Raw genomic sequence first — 17,163 nt, 5'->3', positions numbered from 1 at the left:
CTCACTCGGACTCCCTTCTTCGCAGCGTGGCGAGCCACGCGGCGGACGCTTCGTAATCGGTGTCTTGCGAGCCGGGCACGGCGACCGATGCCGAGCCGTCGGCCTTCGGGTACGAACCGAGGAAGCGGACCTCCTGACTGCGGCGGTGCAGCGCGGCGAGAGCGTCGCCGACGCGGGCCTCGCTGACATGGCCGTCGAAGTCGAGGTAGAAGCGGTACTCGCCGAACCGGGCGCGCAGCGGGCGCGACTCGATGCGGGAGAGGTTGAGCCCGCGCAGCGCGAACTCGGTGAGCATCGCGGCCAGTTCGCCCGGCCGGTGCGACACCACGACGATGACCGACGTGCGGTCGGAGCCGGTCGGCTCGGTGGGGGTGCCGGGCGGGGCCAGCAGCAGGAACCGGGTGACCGCGTCGCCCTCGTCGGCGAGGTCGGAGGCCAGGACCGTCAGCGGGTAGTGCTCGGCGGCGACGGGCGCGGTGATCGCGGCGTCGAACTCGCCGTCGAGCACCCCGACGGCGGCGGCCGCGGTGGACGTCGCCGCGAGCTGCCGGGCGCCGGGCAGGTTCTTGCCCAGCCAGTCGCGGACCTGGGCGAGCGCATGCGGGTGGCTGGCCACGGTCCCGATGTCGGCCGCGGCGGTCCCCGGCCTGGTCAGCAGCGAGAAGCGGATCGGCAGCACGTGCTCGCCGATCGCCACGACCGGCTCGTCGGCGGCGAGGGTGTCCATCGTGGCCGACACCGACCCCTCGACCGAGTTCTCGATGGGCACACAGGCGAAGTCGGCCGCCCCAGCGCGCAGCGCGGCGACGACCGTAGGGATCGTGGACAGCGGCACGAGGTCGGCGTGCTCGTCGAACGCACGGGCGGCCTGTTCGGTGAACGTGCCCTGCGGTCCGAAGTAGGCGATTCTCGGCACGGCACCACAGTACGCAAGACCGGGTCGGCCAAGGCAAACCACCCGAACGTGTGGTGTGCCGGTCAAATGGCGGTTACCCGGCGGGCCGATCGGATGTCATGCTGGGAGTTGTGACCGCGGATTCGGAGACCGGACAGGTGACCGACCTACGACCGCGCGCCGACACCCTCGATCTGGTGCTGTGCGCGGTAAGCGACGCGATGGCCGAGGCATGGGCGACCGCGTCGGCGGGCCGGGCCGAGATCCGCCTGCACCGCGGCTCCATCGTGGACTCCGGGGCGGACGCGGTGGTCTCCCCCGCCAACTCCTACGGCTGGATGCGCGGCGGCATCGACGCGGTCTACGCCGACACCTTCCCGGCGATCGAGCAGCGGGTGCGCAGCGCGGTGCTGGCCACCCACGGCGGCGAGTTGCCGGTCGGCGAGGCGCTGATCGTCCCGACGGGGGCGGCGGCGCCCGCGTGGCTCATCAGCGCGCCGACGATGCGGGAGCCCTCGACGGTCCTGCCGCCGGACACCGTGCACCCCTATCTCGCCGCCCGTGCGGTCTTCCGCCTGTGGCGCGAAGGCGTCCTCGACGACGGCACCCCGGTGCGCGCGGCGGTCACGAAGATCGCGATGCCTGGCCTAGGGACCGGTGTGGGACGGGTGGACCCGAAGATCTGCGCCCGCCAGGTGGCGGCGGCCTGGGACGAGGCGTTCGCCGCCGCCTGAGCTGTTCGCGCAGCTCAGAGCACCTACCACATGATCCATCCATAACTCGCCGTCATGTGCGACACACCTTCTGTCCCTCAAACGGTGTAATCCGTCACAGCGAAAACCCCTCCGCAACGCCTACGTTTGCGCGGTAAGTCCTCACATCGCAGGCGAGGGAGTCCCTATGGCGCGGGTGCGCGAGCTGAGCCCGTACGTCGAACTCCGTCGCGAGCAGTGGCGGCAGCTGCGCAAATCGACGCCGCTGCCCCTCACCCTCGACGAGCTCGTACGGCTGCGCGGTCTTCGCGACCCAGTCGACCTCGAGGAGGTCGTCGACGTCTACCTGCCGCTGTCCCGGCTGATCTCGCTGCAGGTCGCGGCCCGGCAGCGGCTCTACGAGTCGACCACCGCGTTCCTCGGCGAGGACATCCACGAGGCGACGAAGGTCCCGTTCGTGATCGGCATCGCGGGCAGCGTCGCCGTCGGCAAGTCGACCACCGCCCGACTTCTCCGCACGCTGCTGGCGCGCTGGCCGGACCACCCGCACGTGGACCTGGTGACCACCGACGGCTTCCTTTTCCCGAAAGCCGAGCTGATCCGGCGCGGCCTGATGAGCCGCAAGGGCTTCCCCGAGAGCTACGACCGCCGGGCGCTGCTGCGGTTCGTCTCGGAGGTCAAGGCGGGCGCGGACGAGGTGCGCGCGCCGGTCTACTCGCACCTGCTCTACGACATCGTGCCCGGCGAGGAGCAGGTCGTCCGCCGCCCGGACATCCTGATCGTCGAAGGCCTCAACGTGCTGCAGCCCGGCCCCCGCCTGGCGGTGTCGGACCTCTTCGACTTCTCGATCTACGTCGACGCCCACACCGACGACATCGAGCGCTGGTACATCGACCGCTTCCTCGCCTTCCGTGGCACCGCGTTCGCCGACCCGGCGTCGCACTTCCACCACTACGCCGCGCTGAGCGACGAGGAGGCCCAGGAGGAGGGCAGGCGGCTGTGGATGCGCACCAACCAGCCGAACCTGATCAACAACATCCTCCCCACGCGCCCGCGCGCGACCCTGGTGTTGCGTAAGGGCGCCGACCACCGGATCAGCCGAGTGCGACTCCGCAAGCTCTAGGCTTCGCACATGATCCGGGTGCTGTTGGTCGACGACCACGAAGTCGTCCGCCGTGGCCTGCGCGACCTCATCAACAGCGAGGACGGCATCGAGGTCGTCGCCGAGGCGGGCTCAGTCGCCGAGGCCCTGGTCCGGGCAGGCGCGACCACCCCGGACGTCGCGGTCGTCGACGTCCGCCTCCCCGACGGCGACGGGGTCGAACTGTGCCGGTCGCTGAGGGCCATGGAACCCGCCCCCCACTGCCTGGTCCTGACCGCCTTCGACGACGAGCGAGCCCTGGTCGAGGCGATCATGGCGGGAGCGGCCGGATACCTGCTCAAGCAGGTGCGCGGCCAGGACTTGGTCACCGCGATCCGCGAGGTCGCCGCAGGCAGATCACTGCTGGACCCGGTGACCACCGCCCACGTCCTCGACCACATGCGTCGGCCCGACGACCTGGCAGGTTTGACCGACCGCGAGCGTGAGGTGTTGACGCTGGTCGGGGAGGGCCTGTCGAACCGGCAGATCGCCGAACGGCTGTTTCTGGCGGAGAAGACGGTGAAGAACTACGTGACGAGCGTGCTCGCGAAACTGGGCATGCAGCGCCGAACCCAAGCTGTGGCCTGGGTCGCACGGCGCAAGCCTTAGGCGGCCGAAGTCCGGACACCACCGGGCACGGCGACCGTCCGACCCGGCCCGGGCCGAACCCCCGACAGGTCTAAACCCCGTCGCCCTCGCGCCCCTTGCGTCGCTGCTCCTCAGCCCGCTCCCGGCACCGGCGAAGAAACTCCTCGTCATCGTCCGGACTCCCGGCGGCGAACCGCCCAGGCCGGTCGTACTCCGGGAAACGCGACGTCTCCCGCTCGTACGCCCCCCGCCGAACCCGCCCGGAAGTCTGCGGACGCCCGGCAACGAACCACACGATCGACCCCACGAGCGGGAACAGCAGCACCAGAATCAGCCAGCCGAACTTCGGCAGGTTGCGGCAGGACCCCTCGTCGGTCGTGATCACGTCCACGATCGCGAAGATCCACAACGCCAGTGTGATGATGCCGAGGAAACCACCCAGATAGAACATTTGACCCCACTCCCCAGTTCGGTGCGCCGAAATCTTGGCACAACGATCAAGGAACCGGAACCGCCCAGGTCACCGACGTGCCCGACCGCGGTGACGACCGCACCTCGCAGCGTCCGCCGACAAGTTCGGCGCGCTCGCGAAGGTTGTTCAGGCCGCGCCGGCTGACACCTTCCGGGATGCCGCAGCCGTCGTCGGCGACGGTCAGGCGCAGGATGCCGTCCTCCCGTCGCAGGTGGACGGCGACGCGCAGGGCGCCCGCGTGCCTGACCACATTGGACAGGGCTTCGCGCAGGGCGGCCCTGACGTTGTCGGCCACCGCTGGGGCTAGGTCGTCGAGTTCGCCGACGAGGTGGAAGGTCGGGGCGAAGCCGAGCAACTCTCGAGCCGTCTCGATCTCCGCGCGGGCGGAGTCGGACAGGCGCGCGGCGGGTTGTTCCGGGTCGGGTTGGCGCAGGGTGCGCACGACGGCACGGACGTCCTCGATGGCGGCGTCGAGCTGGTCGACGGCGTCGCCGAGGCGGGTCGCGTCGGGTTTCGCGAGCTTGCGCGACGGTTTGCGGGCGAGCAGGTCAAGCTGCATGCCTGCCGCGTAGAGCCGTTGCACGATGACGTCGTGCAGGTCGCGGGCGATGCGTTCGCGCTCCTCGTAGAGGTCGACGCGCTGGCGGGCGGTGGCGCCCTCGGCCAGCACCAGGACGAGCCCGGCCTGCGCGGCGAACGCGGTCAGGACGTCCACCGTGGCCGGGGTGAACGATGGCCCGCCGCGGCGGCGGTAGACCGTGAGCGCACCGAGTCTGCGCTCGCGCGTGCCGAAGGGCGCCGCCGCGAACGGGCCGTAGCCCTGCAGTTCGCGCGGCACGTACGGCGAGGTCCGCGGATCGGTGGTGACGTCGTCGGCGACGATCGGCACACCCCCGCGCGCGACCCGCGCCGCCGAGGAGCGCGGCGAGAGCACCAGCCCGATCGGCTCCCGGGCGCCGTGGGCGGCTTCGACCGTGAGCGAGCCGTCGGCGCCGCGGGCCATCACGAGGCAGAGATCGGCTTCGGCCAGCGCGGCGGCACTGCGCACGACGAGGTCGAGCACGGCCTCGGGATCGTCTCCGGACAAGGCGGCGGTGGCGATCTCGGTGGCCGCGGTGAGGGTGCGCGCGGCGAGGCTTGGGTCCATGGTCGAGTTCAACTTTAGGCCCTCACCAGCAGTTCGCCGTCGGTGATCTCCACAACCAGGTCAGCCGCCGCGGCTTCCTCCGGCCGGTGCGTGACGTGCACGACGGTGCCGCGGACATCCCGCAGCCCGGCCAGCACCCGCCCGGCGGTCGCGGCGTCGAGGTGCGCGGTGGGTTCGTCGAGCAGGAGAAGATCGGCGTCGGCGAGCAAGGCGCGCACGAGCGCGACCCGCTGCGCCTCGCCACCGGAGAGGGTGGCGGCCTGGGCGTCGAGCAGGTCGGGCAGGCCGACCCGGTCGAGCGCGGCCACCAACTCGGCGTCGGAGGCGTGCGGCTTGGCTAGCCGAAGGTTCTCCCGAACACTCGTCGCGACGAGCATCGCGTCCTGCGGACACCACGCCGTCGACGACGGCAGGCTGGCTTGCCCACGCTCTGGTTCGAGGAATCCGAGCAGCAGGGCGACCAGTGTCGACTTCCCAGCCCCGGACGGGCCCACCACCGCGACATGGGATCCGCCAGGCAACCGCAGATCGACCCCGCGCAGCGCGGGCACATCCGCGCCACTCCACCGGATGTCCGCGCCGACGAGGTGGACCTCGTCGAGATCGGGAACAGGGCTCTGGTCGCGGAGCGGCGCTCTCGGTTGAGTGCGGTCATCTCCCAGCAGCGAGGTGATCCGGCGGTGTGCTGAGCGCAGCGGGGTCAGGTGGGTCGCGGCGGTGGGGAGGGTGGCGAGCGCGTCGGAGAGCGCCAATGGGAGTAGGGCGACGATGGGGATCAGGACCGGGTCCAGCACGGGAATGGCCAGGGCGATGGAGGCGAAACCGGCCAGGCCGAGAGCCAGGGTGATGAGCGCCGTACCCGCCCCGGCGCCGAAGGCCTGGGTGCGGGCGCGGTTGGTGAGGCTGGTGTCCAGGGTCGCGATGGCGTTTCGTCGGGCGGTGTCTCGGCCGAACGCCGTGAGGTCGGCGGCGCCGTCCAGCAGGGTGAGGACTCCGGCCGCAAGCACGCGGCGGTCGCGGGCCATCGCCGTCGTGGCTCGGCGGTCGAGGAGCAGGGTCAGGGCCGGTGCGCCGATCAGGGCGACGAGCGCGGCGACCGCGAGGGCCAGTCCGGCGGCGGGCAGGATCGCTGTTTGGACGGTGACGGCGGCGGCCACCACGGCAACCGCGATCAGCGGTGGGACGAGGACACGCGGGGTCAGGTCCCGGACCTGGTCCACGTCGTCGACGAGTCGGCGTTGCCCCTCGTCGTTCCTGGGCAGCCGTGCGGGGCCGCGCGCGACCAGGGCGGTCCACAGGCGCACCCGCAGGTCCGTCGCCGTCCGGAACGCGGCGTCGTGGGTGACCAGACGCTCCGCGTAGCGCAGGCCGGCGCGGGCCAGGCCGAACGTGCGGACACCCACGATCGCCACGGACAGCACCAGGATCGGCGGTTGCTGCGCGGCCTTCGCGATCAGCCACGCCGACAGCGCCGTCAGGGCCACGCCGGAGATCAGGGCCGCCGCGCCCAGGGCCGCGCCCGCGACTGTGCGCCGGGTCAGCAGTGTCCACAGTGGAGCACCCGGGCGGTCGGCGGTGTCCGTGACGGTGACGGCCGCGCCGCTCACCCGGGTCTCGCCTGCCTCCACCGCGCGGTGGGTGGCGAGCAGCACCGCGACGCCGCTCTCGGCCGCGCGTTCGATCACCGACATCACCTGGGCGGCCGTGGCCGGGTCCAGATGGGCGGTCGGCTCGTCCAGGATCAGCAGCCGGGTGCCGGGCCGGGCCAGGGCGCGCAGCAGGGCGACGCGCTGGCGTTCGCCTGCCGACAGGTCGTCGACCCGCCGGTCCAGCAGGTGTGCGACAGCGAGGTCGCGAGCCAGTTCGGCCGGGTGTGGGCCTACCTCGTCGGCCACGAATGGCTCCGCGAAAGTCGGTCGCTGCGGCACCCAGGAGACGATTTGCCGCCATGTCGACATATCGACAGATGTCAGCGGCACCCCGTCTACCAGCACGTTTCCGGCGGTCGGGGACACAAAGCCGAGCAGCACCGCGAAGAATGTCGACTTTCCGCTACCGCTGGGCGAGTCGAGTCGGACGATCTCGCCGGGCCTGACCACCAGCGACAGCCCGTCGGGCGCGAACCCCTCCCGCCGCTCGACCCGGAGGTCCTCGACCCGGAGTTCGCCGAAGCCGGTCACCGCCGGTCCCTCGACGCCCGCCCGCTCCGGCACGGCGGCGACGCGGCGGACGGCCTCCACGCCGTCCTCAGCGGCGTGGTGCGCCGCCCCCGCCGCGCGCAGCGGCAGGTAGCACTCGGGGACGACGATCAGCACGAACAGCCCCACGGCGAGCGTGAGGTCGCCGGTCACCAGACGCAGCCCGATGACCACCGCGACCAGGGCGACCGACAGGGTCGCGATCAACTCCAGCGCGAGCGCGGAGACGAAAGCGGTCCTGAGCACGCCGAGCGTGCCGAGCCGGTGGGCCTCCGACGTGCGGCGCACCGCCTCGGCCTGGGCGGCGGCGCGTCGGAACGCGGTGAGGACCGGCAGCGCCCGGACCAGTTCCAGGAGGTGACCGGACAGCCGCTCGGTCGCGGCGGCCGCGCCCGCGACCCGGTCCTGGGTGTAGCGGCCGATGAGGATCGCGAACAGCGGGACCAACGGCACCGTCAGCGCGACCACCACCGCCGATGGCCAGTCGACGAACAGGATCACCGCGCCGACGCCGATCGGAGTCACCGCGGCGGTGACGAGCGCCGGGAGGTAGGTGCCGAAGTAGTCGTCGAGCGCGTCCAACCCCTTGGTGGCCAAGGAGGTCAGCTCGCCGGGGCCGCGCGCGGCGATCCACTCGGGACCGGTGGCGAGCGCCCGGTCGAGGAGCACCGCGCGCAGTTCCGCCTTGGCGCCCGCCGCCGCCCGGGCGGCCACGACCTGGGTCACCCAGCCGAGGAGGCCGCGCGTCACGACCGCGACGGCGAGGGGAGCGAGCGGTCCGCCCGTGATCGCGGACGCGAGTGCCCACGCCTGCCAGACGACGGCCGCGCCGGACGCCACGGCGAGCACGGCGCAGGCCGCCAGCGCCCGGCGGGCCGAGGCGGACAGCTCGCGAAGCGGCTTCACGGGACGTGCACCGGCGGGATGTGCGCGGCGCTCACCCGCTTGCGGAACACCCAGTACGTCCACCCCTGGTAGACCAGCACCGCGGGCGTCCCGAACAGCGCGACCCAGCTCATCACGGTCAGGGTGTACGGGCTCGACGCGGTCTGCGCGACCGTCAACGAGAAGGCCGGATCCAAAGTGGATGGAAGGACGTTCGGGTAGAGAGCGCCGAACAGTCCCACGACCGAAGCCGCGATGACCACGCCGAGCGCCGCGAACGCCTGTCCCTCGCGCCCCTTCTCCAGCCGCTCGAACGCGCTCGCCGCCGCCACGACCACCGCGGCGACCGCCAGCCACGTCCACACCGACCCCGAGTCGACCTGCACCCACACCAGCAGTGCGCCCAGCGGCAGCAACGCGAACGGGCCGAATCGGGTGGCCAGCCGCCTGGCCCGCAGCCGGATCTCGCCGTCGGTCTTGAGCGAGAGGAACACCGCGCCGTGCACCAGGGAGAACCCGGCGAGCGCCACCGCGCCGAGGACTGTCTCCGGCCGGACGGCGGCGAGCACCGAGCCGACCCGGTTCCCGTTCTGGTCCAGCGGCAGGCCGAACACCGTGGTAGCGATGATCAACCCGAAGCCGAGGGCGGCGATCCAGGAACCGGTGATGATCATCCGGTCCCACCCGCGCCGCCACCGGTCGGTGTCGACCTTGCCCCGGTACTCGAACGCGACCCCGCGCCCGATCAGCCCCAGCAGCACCACCAGCAGCGGCAGGAACGCGGCGCTGAGCAGGGACGCGTACCACCCGGGGAACGCGGCGAAGGTCGCCCCGATCGCGACGATCACCCACACCTCGTTGCCGTCCCAGACCGGCCCAATTGTGTTGATCATGACTCGGCGTTCGGTGTTGTCCTTGGCCAGCACCGGAAGCAGCATGCCGACGCCGAAGTCGAAGCCCTCCAGGAACAGGTAGCCCAGCCACAGCACGGCGATGACGCAGAACCAGACGACCGCGAGATCCATCGTCTCTCCTCAGTACGCGAACGCGAGCGTGTCGCTCGGCTCGTCGGGCTTGTCGGGCTTGTCGGGCATCACGCCAGCCACCCCGGCGCGCACGTAGCGCGCGATCAGGAACACCTCGACCGCCGCCAGCGCCGCGTAGACCAGCGTCAGCGCGATCAGCGACGTCAGCACCTCGCCGACGGTAAGTCCGGACACGGCGCGCGCGGTGAACATCCAGACACCGTCCACACCGGACGGGTTGGGCACGACGACGAACGGCTGGCGGCCCATCTCGGTGAAGATCCACCCCATGCTGTTGCCGATGAACGGGGTCGCGATGCCTGCCAGCGCCAGCCGCGGGAACCACTTCGTCCGCGGCAGCCTTCCCTTGCGGGTCAGCCACAGCACGGCCAGGCCGATGAACGCGGACACCGCGCCGAACCCGATCATCAGCCGGAAGCCCCAGTAGGTCACCGGCAGCACCGGCACGTAGTCGATCGGCTTGCCGGACAGCTCGCCGAGCCGCTCGTCGACGGGGTAGTTCGTGCCGTACTTCGCCTGGTACTCGACGACGAGGTCGTTGACCCCGCGGACCTCCGTGTCGAAGTCGTTGTGCGCCAGGAAGGAAAGCAGCGCGGGCACGGTGATCGACTTTACGCTCTCGCAGTCCGGCCTGCTCACGTCGCCGATCGCGAACACGGAGAAGCTCGCAGGCTGCTCGGTGTGGCACAGCGCCTCGGCGGCGGCCATCTTCATCGGCTGCTGCTCGAACATCAGCTTGGCCTGCATGTCCCCGGTGACCGCGAGCGCGGCGAAGGAGACGACGCCGACCCAGCTCCCCAGGCGGATCGACGCGCGCCACACCGGCTGGTCACCGCGGTCGCGCCACAGGTGCCAGGCCGCGATGCCGACCAGGAACGCCCCCGCGACCGCGAAACACCCCGCCACCGTGTGAGGCACGGCCGCGAGCGCGGTGTTGTTGCCCAGCACCGCCCAGATCGACGTCAGCCGCGGCCGTCCCTCGTCCATGACCACACCCACCGGGTGCTGCATCCACGAGTTCGCCGCCAGGATGAAGTACGCCGATGCGATCGTCGCCAGGCTGAACGCCCACGCGCAGGCCAGGTGTACCCGCTTGGGCAGCCGGTCCCAACCGAAGATCCACAGGCCGAGGAAGGTCGACTCGACGAAGAACGCGACCAGGCCCTCCATCGCCAGCGGGGCGCCGAAGACGTCGCCGACGAACCGGGAGTACTCGCTCCAGGACATGCCGAACTGGAACTCCTGGACGATGCCGGTCACCACGCCCATGGCGAAGTTGATCAGCAGCAGCTTGCCCCAGAACTTGGTCATGCGCAGGTACTTCTCGTCGCCGGTGCGCACCCAGGCGGTTTGCATTCCCGCGACGAGCACGGACAGGCCGATGGTCAGCGGGACCATGAGGAAGTGGTAGACGGTGGTGATGCCGAACTGCCACCGCGCGAGATCAAGTACGTCCACCAGCTCAGCCTCGGGCACCGACGGCCCGGCCGCCATGTCCCCGGGTCCTGCCTGACCGGGACCTAGGTCCCGGTTAGGGTAGGTCGTGGGTACAGCATTGATCGCCTTCGCGGCCGCGTTCGGCCTGGTCTTCGTCGTGGAACTGCCCGACAAGACGCTGGTCGCGACCCTGATCCTGACCACCCGCTACCGGGCGTGGCCGGTCTTCCTCGGCGTCAGCGCGGCCTTCGCCCTGCAGGTTGTGATCGCCGCCGCATTCGGTGGCGTGCTGACGCTCCTACCGGATCGGGTGGTGGCCGCCGTGGTCGCCGCCCTGTTCGGCATCGGCGCGGCACTGCTGCTGCGCGAGGGGTTCTCCAACCAGGACGAGGACGGCCTGGACGAGGCGGGCCCCAGCGTCCCGGTGTCGTTCTGGCGGGCCGCCCTGACCTCCTTCGGCGTCCTGTTCGCCGCCGAATGGGGCGACGCGTCGCAGATCGCCACGGCGGCGTTGAGCGCGCGGTACGCCGAACCGGTATGGGTGGGTCTCGGCGCCTGGGTGGCGCTCGTGTCGGTGGCGGGGATCGCGGTGCTGGTGGGCAGCAAGATCGCCGAACGGATCAAGCCACACCTGATCCAGCGGGTGGCAGGCCTGGTGTTCGCCGGATTCGCGCTGCTGGCCGCCTACCAGGCGATCTTCGGCTGAGCCAGGACATCCGCCCGCTACTTCAACGCCTCCGCCACCGCGGCAGCCGCGGCGATCACCTTCGGCCCGACGGTGGCCCCGTCCAGCGGTTCGAACGTGACCACGCCGACGCTGGCCCGCAGGCCCGGCACGCCCAGCACCGGCGCGGCGATCCCGTGCGCTCCGTGCTGTAGCTCCCCCGTGGTCCCGACCCAGCCCTGCTCCTCGGACCGGAGGCCGATCGCCTTCCCCGAGGCACCCTTGTGGAGCGCGTGACGGGTTCCGACGCGATAGGCGACGTGATAGGCCGTCCACGACGGCTCGACAACGGCCACCGCCTGCGCCTCGTCACCATCGGCCACCGTCAGGTGCGCCGTCGCGCCGACCTGCTCGGCCAGCGCCCGAAGCGCGGGCAGCGCGGCGATCCGCAGCTGGGGAGCCACCTTCGCGGCCAGTTGCAGCAGCCCCAGGCCCAACCGGACCCGTGACCCTTCCCGCCGGACCAGGCCGCGCGCCTGCAGTGGCACGAGCAGCCGGTAGATGGCCGCGCGGCTGGCGCCGATGGAGGTCGCCAGGTCGCTGATCGTCGGCGCCTCGGTGTCCGAGTCGGCCACCGCCTGCAGCAGCGCCAGGCCCCGATCGAGGGTCAGCGAACTCTCCTTGCTCGCCGGGTTCGCCTGGCGGGCTATCGGACCGGTCGACCGGATGCCGGGCATCAGTTCGCCGCCAGCACGGTTCCGGCGACCTCGGACAGGCCGACCACCGAACCCTCCGGGCCGGGCGCGGTCGCGGTGATGACCACGGTGTCGCCGTCCTGCAGGAAGGTGCGCTCGCTGCCGTCGTCGAGGGTGATCGGCTCCTTGCCGCCCCAGCACAGCTCCAGGAACGAGCCGCGCTGGTGCTTCTCCGGGCCCGAGATGGTGCCCGAGGCGAACAGGTCACCCGGCCGCACGGTCGCTCCGTTGACGGTCATGTGGGCGAGTTGCTGCGCGCAGGAGAACGCCATACCCGAGAACACCGGGCGGGAAACGACGGTGCCGTTCCACTCCACGGTCAGCGACACGTCCAGGCCCCACGGCTGGTCCTCGACGAGGTACTCCTGCCGGGGGTGGCCCGGGTCGGGCACGGGGATCCGCGCTGCGGCGAACGCCTCCAGCGGGGTGATCCACGCGCCGACCGACGTGGCGAACGACTTGCCGAGGAACGGGCCGAGCGGCACGTACTCCCAGGCCTGGATGTCGCGCGCGGACCAGTCGTTGACCGCGGTGACGCCGAAGATGTGCTCCGCCGCCGCCGAGGTGGACACCCGGCCCGCGACCGGCCCGCCGCAGACGAAGCCGAGTTCGGCCTCGATGTCGAGGCGGGTGCTCGGGCCGAACACCGGCGCCGGGTCGTTCGGCCCCTTGCGCTGGCCGTGCGGGCGCACGATGTCGGTGCCCGAGACGACGACCGTGCCCGCGCGGCCGTGGTAGCCGACCGGCAGGTGCGTCCAGTTCGGCAGCAGCGGTTCGCCGTCGGGGCGGAACATCTTGCCGACGTTCTCGGCGTGGTCGCGCGAGGAGTAGAAGTCGACATAGTCGCCGACGGTGAACGGCAGGACGGGACGCACGTCCGACAGCGGCACGATGACCGCTCCCTCGGGCGCGGTCGTCGCCGTCACCAGCTCGCGCAGCCGCGCGCGCAGCGCCGACCACGTGGGACGTCCCGCGGCGAGCAGCGGGTCCAGCGTGTCGGCCGCGACGAGCCCGGACAGCTCGCCGAACGCGGCCGCCATGGGCCGCAGGGGCAGCGCGTGGTCGCCCACGCGCACCGCGACGCCAAGACCGTCCAGGACGCCGTAGGGCAGCGTCTGGGGGCCGAAGGGGCGGTCCGTGGCGAACGCGGGGTCTTCGATCCAACTACTCACAGCAAGCCCAATCCCTCAAGGTCCTCGACCGGCTCGGTCAGCGAACAGGAGCCGTACGAGCCGAACACCGCGCGGACGGCGTGCGCCGCCTGGTCGGAGAGTTCGGCCGCCTCAGCCGCGAGCGCCTCGCCGTCGGTGATCGACAGCGCCTCGCGGACGTCGCCGCCGGAGAGCAGCCGGGCGGTCGCGACCAGCAGGTTGAGGAACCCGTGGTGGACGAACCCGGTCGCCTCGTCGGCGTGCCGCACTGCGTTGTGCAGGCCCGCGGTCGCCTTGAACGAGGCCTCCCCCGCGCTGATGACCGCCAGGAAGTCGGCGATCTCGTCGACGCTGGGGAACTGCTCGTGGCTCAGCCCGCCGCAGCGGATCTTGGGCCAGCTGCCGTGCTCGACGACGCGGCGGATGCCTTCGAGCCACTCAGGTCCGCCGCGGCGCGGCTCCACGACCCGGATGACGTCTTCCGGCACGAACTCGTTGACCCGCTCCAGCCAGACGTCGTCGACGTCGGCGGGGGCGGGCATCTCGACCATGCGCAGCGCGAGCAACTCGGCACGGGACTCGACGATCGACAGCGCCTTGGGCACGCCGCCCAGGCCGGTGTCGATGACGAGCGAAAGTGCGACGGGTTTGCCAGGCTTGGCCTTGATGAGCTCGGTGATCAGCTCTGGCAACCGCGAGGCCTGGCAGAGGAAGACGCCCATCACCCCCGAGCGTTCGCCGTCACGTCCGGCGAGGTGCAGACGCACCGCGTCGGGCATGGCGGCGTTGCCCGGTGGGAACAGGGCGGCGTCGTCGACAAGCCGCGCGAACAGGGGCGGGATGCCACGGGGACCGGGCGCTGGGAGTGGAACGGCGCTTGACACGGCTGACACGCTAGTAGTGTATCGGCAACTGAACAAAAATGTTCGGAGAACGAACGCCCGGAGGAGCAATGCCGTACTACCGCCGAGTCGGGGAAATCCCCCCGAAAAGGCACACCCAGTTCCGCTCACCGGAGGGCAAGCTCTACGCCGAAGAGCTCATGGGCGTAGAGGGCTTCTCCTCCGACTCCGCACTGCTCTACCACCGCCATCTGCCGACGGCGATCGTGAACGCCGAGGTCGCGGACGATTTCCGCGGGCCACTGGTGCCCAACCACCCGCTCAAGCCGCGCGCGTTCCGCTCACAGGACCTCAAGTGGTCCGGCGCGAACGCGGTGACCGGCAGGCGGACGCTGATGGGCAACTCCGACGTCGTCATCGGGTTCGTCGTGGCGACCGAGCCCAGCCCGCTCTACCGCAACGCGGTGGGCGACGAGCTGCTCTATTGCCAGGGGGGCACCGGCACCGTCGAAACGATCTACGGCGCCCTGCGCGTCGAGGACGGCGACTACGTCGTCCTGCCGACGTCGACCACCTACCGCGTGGTGCCCGACGACGAGCTGCGCCTGATGACCATCGAGGCGAGCGGCCACGTCGGCCCGCCCCGGCGTTACCTGTCCACCAAGGGCCAGTTCCTGGAGCACGCGCCGTACTGCGAGCGCGACCAGCGCGGCCCGACCGAGCCGCTGCTCGTCGACGGCGAGGATGTCGAGGTTCTGGTCCGGCACCGCGCGGGGCTCACGAAGTTCACCTACGCGAACCACCCGTTCGACGTGGTCGGCTGGGACGGCTGCCTCTACCCGTGGGTGTTCAACATCCGCGACTTCGAGCCGATCACCGGCCGCGTGCACCAGCCGCCGCCCGTGCACCAGACGTTCGAGGGCCCGAACTTCGTGGTCTGCTCGTTCGTGCCACGCAAGGTCGACTACCACCCGCTGTCGATCCCGGTGCCCTACAACCACGCGAACGTGGACTCCGACGAGCTGATGTTCTACGTGCGGGGCAACTACGAGGCGCGCAAGGGCTCGGGCATCGAGATCGGCTCGCTGTCGCTGCACCCCGGCGGGTTCACCCACGGGCCGCAGCCCGGCGCGGCGGAGGCCTCGATCGGCGCGGACTTCTTCGACGAGACCGCGGTCATGATCGACACGTTCCGCCCGCTGGAGCTCGGTGAGGCCGGGACCGAGAGCGAGGACCCGCGCTACGCCTGGTCCTGGGCCAGGCGCGGCCCCGACTGGTCCTGAAACACCGCGATCGTCAGGAACGGGTAGCCGGGAAGGCCGGCGGCGGCCTTGCCGTCGGTCGGTCCGGCTATCCACAGCAGGCCGGTGGCCTCGACGTTGGCGCGCAGTTCCTTGGCGCCGTGGCCGAGCTTGACCGTGGCGGTCTCGCCGTCCTCCAGGGTCGCCAGGTAGTCGTGGCCGTGGACCGTGACCGGCACAGAGCGCCACGGTCCGCTGCCGAGCAGGCGGTCCAGCGTGGTCCAGTAGCGCAGCTTGTGGATCCGCCACCCCAGCAGCGCGGCCAGGGCGAGCGTGCCGATGCCCAGTCCGATGGACGCGCCCAGGTGCGCGCCGTAGGCCCCGCGCTGCACCAGGTCGACGACCAGCACCAAGGCGATCAGCAGCAGGATCACGGGACCGAGGAGGTCGGTCTTCGCCCGGCGACGCGGGGTCGCGGTGGACTTGGCGACGACGGCGTCCGCGGCGGCCATCGGGGCCTTGAGCGGCGCCTCCTGCTCGACGGCGATCTCGTAGCCGTTGGAGACGTCCTCCTTGACGACCTGGGCCGGGCCGAGCGGCAGCGCGAGTCCGGCCGAGCGGATCGCGACCCAGCCGTCGGCGCTCGGGCCGACGATCCAGATCCGGCCGGTCCGGGCGAGGACCTGCTGGGCGGTCCACGGCAGGGCGTTGGCGCGCAGGCTCAACTTGGTCGTGCCGTCGTCGACCCGCATCTTGGTCCGCGGCAGGCCGCGGGAGGACCGGTAGACCTTCACCGACGCCTCGCGCCACGACTGTTCCCTCAGCAGTCTGTCGGCGGGCCGCAGCCAGGTGCCGACCAGGCTGAAACTGACCACCGTGGCGAGGAGGAACGCCAGCGCGATGGCCCCGAGGACCGCCGTGGCCACCCAGCCTGCCCGGAGGAAGATCGCCGGGATACCGAACACGACTGCGCCGACGGGCAGTCCGAGGAGCGGAAGGCGCAGGTCACGGTAGGCGCGGGCGGTGTGCGGGTCCGCCATGGCGGGGATGTCCGTCGGCGGTTCCACCGCGGGAGCCTCGCGCCGCTGTGCCTTGCCCATCGGTCCTCCGATCAAGTGGTGCCGAGCCGGCAGCGTAACCAGTTCGTGGGATATCCGGTGTAGGACTTCCCACCCGGCCACCCGAGAAGTTAGGGTTACCTAACTCAGGAGGTCGAGTGTGAGCAATCAGCGTCCCCCGGCACCACATCCAGCCGAGCGCGCCCGCACGATCGCCGCCCTGGGCGGGCGCGCCACACTGCTGCCCGCCTGCGGCGCCGACCGCATCACCCCGTTGCTGCACCACGTCCACGGCGACGGCGCGGTGAGCGTGCTGATGACCGACGACCACCCGCTCGTCGGCGCCGCCTGGCAGGCCCCGCGCGGGGAGCTGCCGACGATGGTCGAGATCGCCGACCAGGCGCCGGTCCCGCTGCGCGAACCGGTGCGCGGGCTGCTGTGGATCACCGGCTGGCTGCGCGCGCTGTCGGCCGACGAGGCTCGGGCGCTGGCGGTGCTGGTCGCCGAGGACCGGCCCGACCCGCGGCTGCTCGATCTCGGCCACGGCTCCACGCTGCTGCGGCTCGACCCGGCCACCATGGTCCTGGCCGACGCCGAGAGCACGCACTCCGTGCAGCTCGACTCCTTCGCCGACGCCACCCCCGACCCATTCGTCACGTTCGAGGCGGGCTGGCTGCGGCACCTGGAGATCTCGCACACCGACGTCGTCGGAGCCCTGGCCCGGCACCTGCCCAAGGAACTGCGCGGCGGACACCTGCGCCCGCTCGGCCTCGACCGGTTCGGTCTGCGCCTGCGGGTCGAGGCGATCGACGCCGACCACGACGTCCGGCTGGCCTTCTCCCGCCCCGTCAGCACCCCCGACGAGCTGAGCGACGAGCTGCGCAGGCTGGTCGGCTGCCCCTTCCTGGCGGCGCGCGGGTAACTTCCCGT

16 protein-coding genes are annotated in these 17,163 nt (G+C 71.5%); 6 read left to right on the top strand and 10 right to left on the bottom strand.

The features are described from left to right. Window position 1 precedes the first annotated feature (1 nt). The gene (gene pheA / locus GPZ80_RS06425) at window positions 2–916 is read right to left on the bottom strand and encodes a prephenate dehydratase (RefSeq protein WP_187219096.1); all 915 of its coding nucleotides are present in this window, start codon (window positions 914–916) and stop codon (window positions 2–4) included. A gap of 110 nt (window positions 917–1,026) precedes the next feature. Between pheA and GPZ80_RS06420 the strand changes: the two genes are divergently transcribed. From GPZ80_RS06420 to GPZ80_RS06410, 3 genes are all read left to right on the top strand, one after another. Next, window positions 1,027–1,629 (top strand): macro domain-containing protein, encoded by a 603-nt coding sequence (locus GPZ80_RS06420; protein ID WP_376771648.1) that lies wholly within the window; start codon window positions 1,027–1,029, stop codon window positions 1,627–1,629. Between the two features lie 166 nt (window positions 1,630–1,795). Then, window positions 1,796–2,731, top strand: a complete 936-nt coding sequence (gene coaA, locus GPZ80_RS06415; protein ID WP_187219093.1) for a type I pantothenate kinase — start codon at window positions 1,796–1,798, stop codon at window positions 2,729–2,731. Window positions 2,732–2,740: 9 nt separating this feature from the next. Further along, window positions 2,741–3,358, top strand: coding sequence for a response regulator (locus GPZ80_RS06410; RefSeq protein WP_187219091.1), 618 nt, complete (start codon window positions 2,741–2,743; stop codon window positions 3,356–3,358). 70 nt (window positions 3,359–3,428) lie between these two features. Here the strand turns inward: GPZ80_RS06410 and GPZ80_RS06405 are convergent, their stop codons facing one another. Genes GPZ80_RS06405 through GPZ80_RS06385 form a run of 5 tightly spaced genes read right to left on the bottom strand, consistent with a single transcriptional unit; the run spans window position 3,429 to window position 10,543 of the window. Then, complete coding sequence (locus GPZ80_RS06405) at window positions 3,429–3,788, bottom strand: PLD nuclease N-terminal domain-containing protein (protein WP_187219089.1); 360 nt, start codon at window positions 3,786–3,788, stop codon at window positions 3,429–3,431. A 46-nt stretch (window positions 3,789–3,834) separates the two neighbouring features. Continuing rightward, entirely contained in the window at window positions 3,835–4,956 is a 1,122-nt protein-coding gene (locus tag GPZ80_RS06400) for a GAF domain-containing sensor histidine kinase (protein WP_187219087.1), read from the bottom strand. Window positions 4,957–4,970: 14 nt separating this feature from the next. Further along, window positions 4,971–8,060 (bottom strand): thiol reductant ABC exporter subunit CydD, encoded by a 3,090-nt coding sequence (cydD, locus tag GPZ80_RS06395; RefSeq protein WP_312880157.1) that lies wholly within the window; start codon window positions 8,058–8,060, stop codon window positions 4,971–4,973. After that, the gene (gene cydB / locus GPZ80_RS06390) at window positions 8,057–9,064 is read right to left on the bottom strand and encodes a cytochrome d ubiquinol oxidase subunit II (RefSeq protein ID WP_187219085.1); all 1,008 of its coding nucleotides are present in this window, start codon (window positions 9,062–9,064) and stop codon (window positions 8,057–8,059) included. The genes cydD and cydB overlap by 4 nt, the downstream gene beginning before the upstream one ends. 9 nt (window positions 9,065–9,073) lie before the next feature. Next, entirely contained in the window at window positions 9,074–10,543 is a 1,470-nt protein-coding gene (locus GPZ80_RS06385; protein ID WP_187219750.1) for a cytochrome ubiquinol oxidase subunit I, read from the bottom strand. Between the two features lie 97 nt (window positions 10,544–10,640). Between GPZ80_RS06385 and GPZ80_RS06380 the strand changes: the two genes are divergently transcribed. Next, window positions 10,641–11,228, top strand: coding sequence for a TMEM165/GDT1 family protein (locus GPZ80_RS06380; protein WP_187219749.1), 588 nt, complete (start codon window positions 10,641–10,643; stop codon window positions 11,226–11,228). A gap of 17 nt (window positions 11,229–11,245) precedes the next feature. Here GPZ80_RS06380 and GPZ80_RS06375 read toward each other — a convergent pair whose 3' ends face one another. The 3 genes from GPZ80_RS06375 to GPZ80_RS06365 are packed head-to-tail and all read right to left on the bottom strand — an operon-like array spanning window position 11,246 to window position 13,976. After that, window positions 11,246–11,923 (bottom strand): helix-turn-helix domain-containing protein, encoded by a 678-nt coding sequence (locus GPZ80_RS06375; RefSeq protein WP_187219083.1) that lies wholly within the window; start codon window positions 11,921–11,923, stop codon window positions 11,246–11,248. Continuing rightward, a complete protein-coding gene (fahA, locus tag GPZ80_RS06370; protein WP_187219081.1) occupies window positions 11,923–13,113 on the bottom strand; it encodes a fumarylacetoacetase in 1,191 nt (396 codons plus the stop codon). The genes GPZ80_RS06375 and fahA overlap by 1 nt, the downstream gene beginning before the upstream one ends. Then, entirely contained in the window at window positions 13,110–13,976 is an 867-nt protein-coding gene (locus tag GPZ80_RS06365) for a hypothetical protein (RefSeq protein ID WP_312880207.1), read from the bottom strand. Before GPZ80_RS06365 ends, fahA begins: the two co-directional genes overlap by 4 nt. Window positions 13,977–14,044: 68 nt before the next feature. On the opposite strand from GPZ80_RS06365, the gene GPZ80_RS06360 reads away from it, so the two are divergent. Continuing rightward, window positions 14,045–15,217: a homogentisate 1,2-dioxygenase gene (locus GPZ80_RS06360; protein ID WP_187219079.1), complete on the top strand. Its 1,173-nt coding sequence runs from the start codon at window positions 14,045–14,047 to the stop codon at window positions 15,215–15,217. Here GPZ80_RS06360 and GPZ80_RS06355 read toward each other — a convergent pair. Beyond that, the gene (locus tag GPZ80_RS06355; RefSeq protein WP_187219077.1) at window positions 15,175–16,275 is read right to left on the bottom strand and encodes a hypothetical protein; all 1,101 of its coding nucleotides are present in this window, start codon (window positions 16,273–16,275) and stop codon (window positions 15,175–15,177) included. The genes GPZ80_RS06360 and GPZ80_RS06355 overlap by 43 nt on opposite strands. Window positions 16,276–16,393: 118 nt before the next feature. Here GPZ80_RS06355 and GPZ80_RS06350 point away from each other — a divergent pair, with 118 nt between their 5' ends. Beyond that, window positions 16,394–17,155 (top strand): DUF2470 domain-containing protein, encoded by a 762-nt coding sequence (locus GPZ80_RS06350; protein WP_187219076.1) that lies wholly within the window; start codon window positions 16,394–16,396, stop codon window positions 17,153–17,155. Window positions 17,156–17,163: the final 8 nt, after the last annotated feature.

This window comes from Actinokineospora xionganensis, from assembly GCF_014323725.1.
Taxonomy (GTDB): domain Bacteria; phylum Actinomycetota; class Actinomycetes; order Mycobacteriales; family Pseudonocardiaceae; genus Actinokineospora; species Actinokineospora xionganensis.
This window is presented reverse-complemented; position numbering and strand designations above follow the sequence as displayed.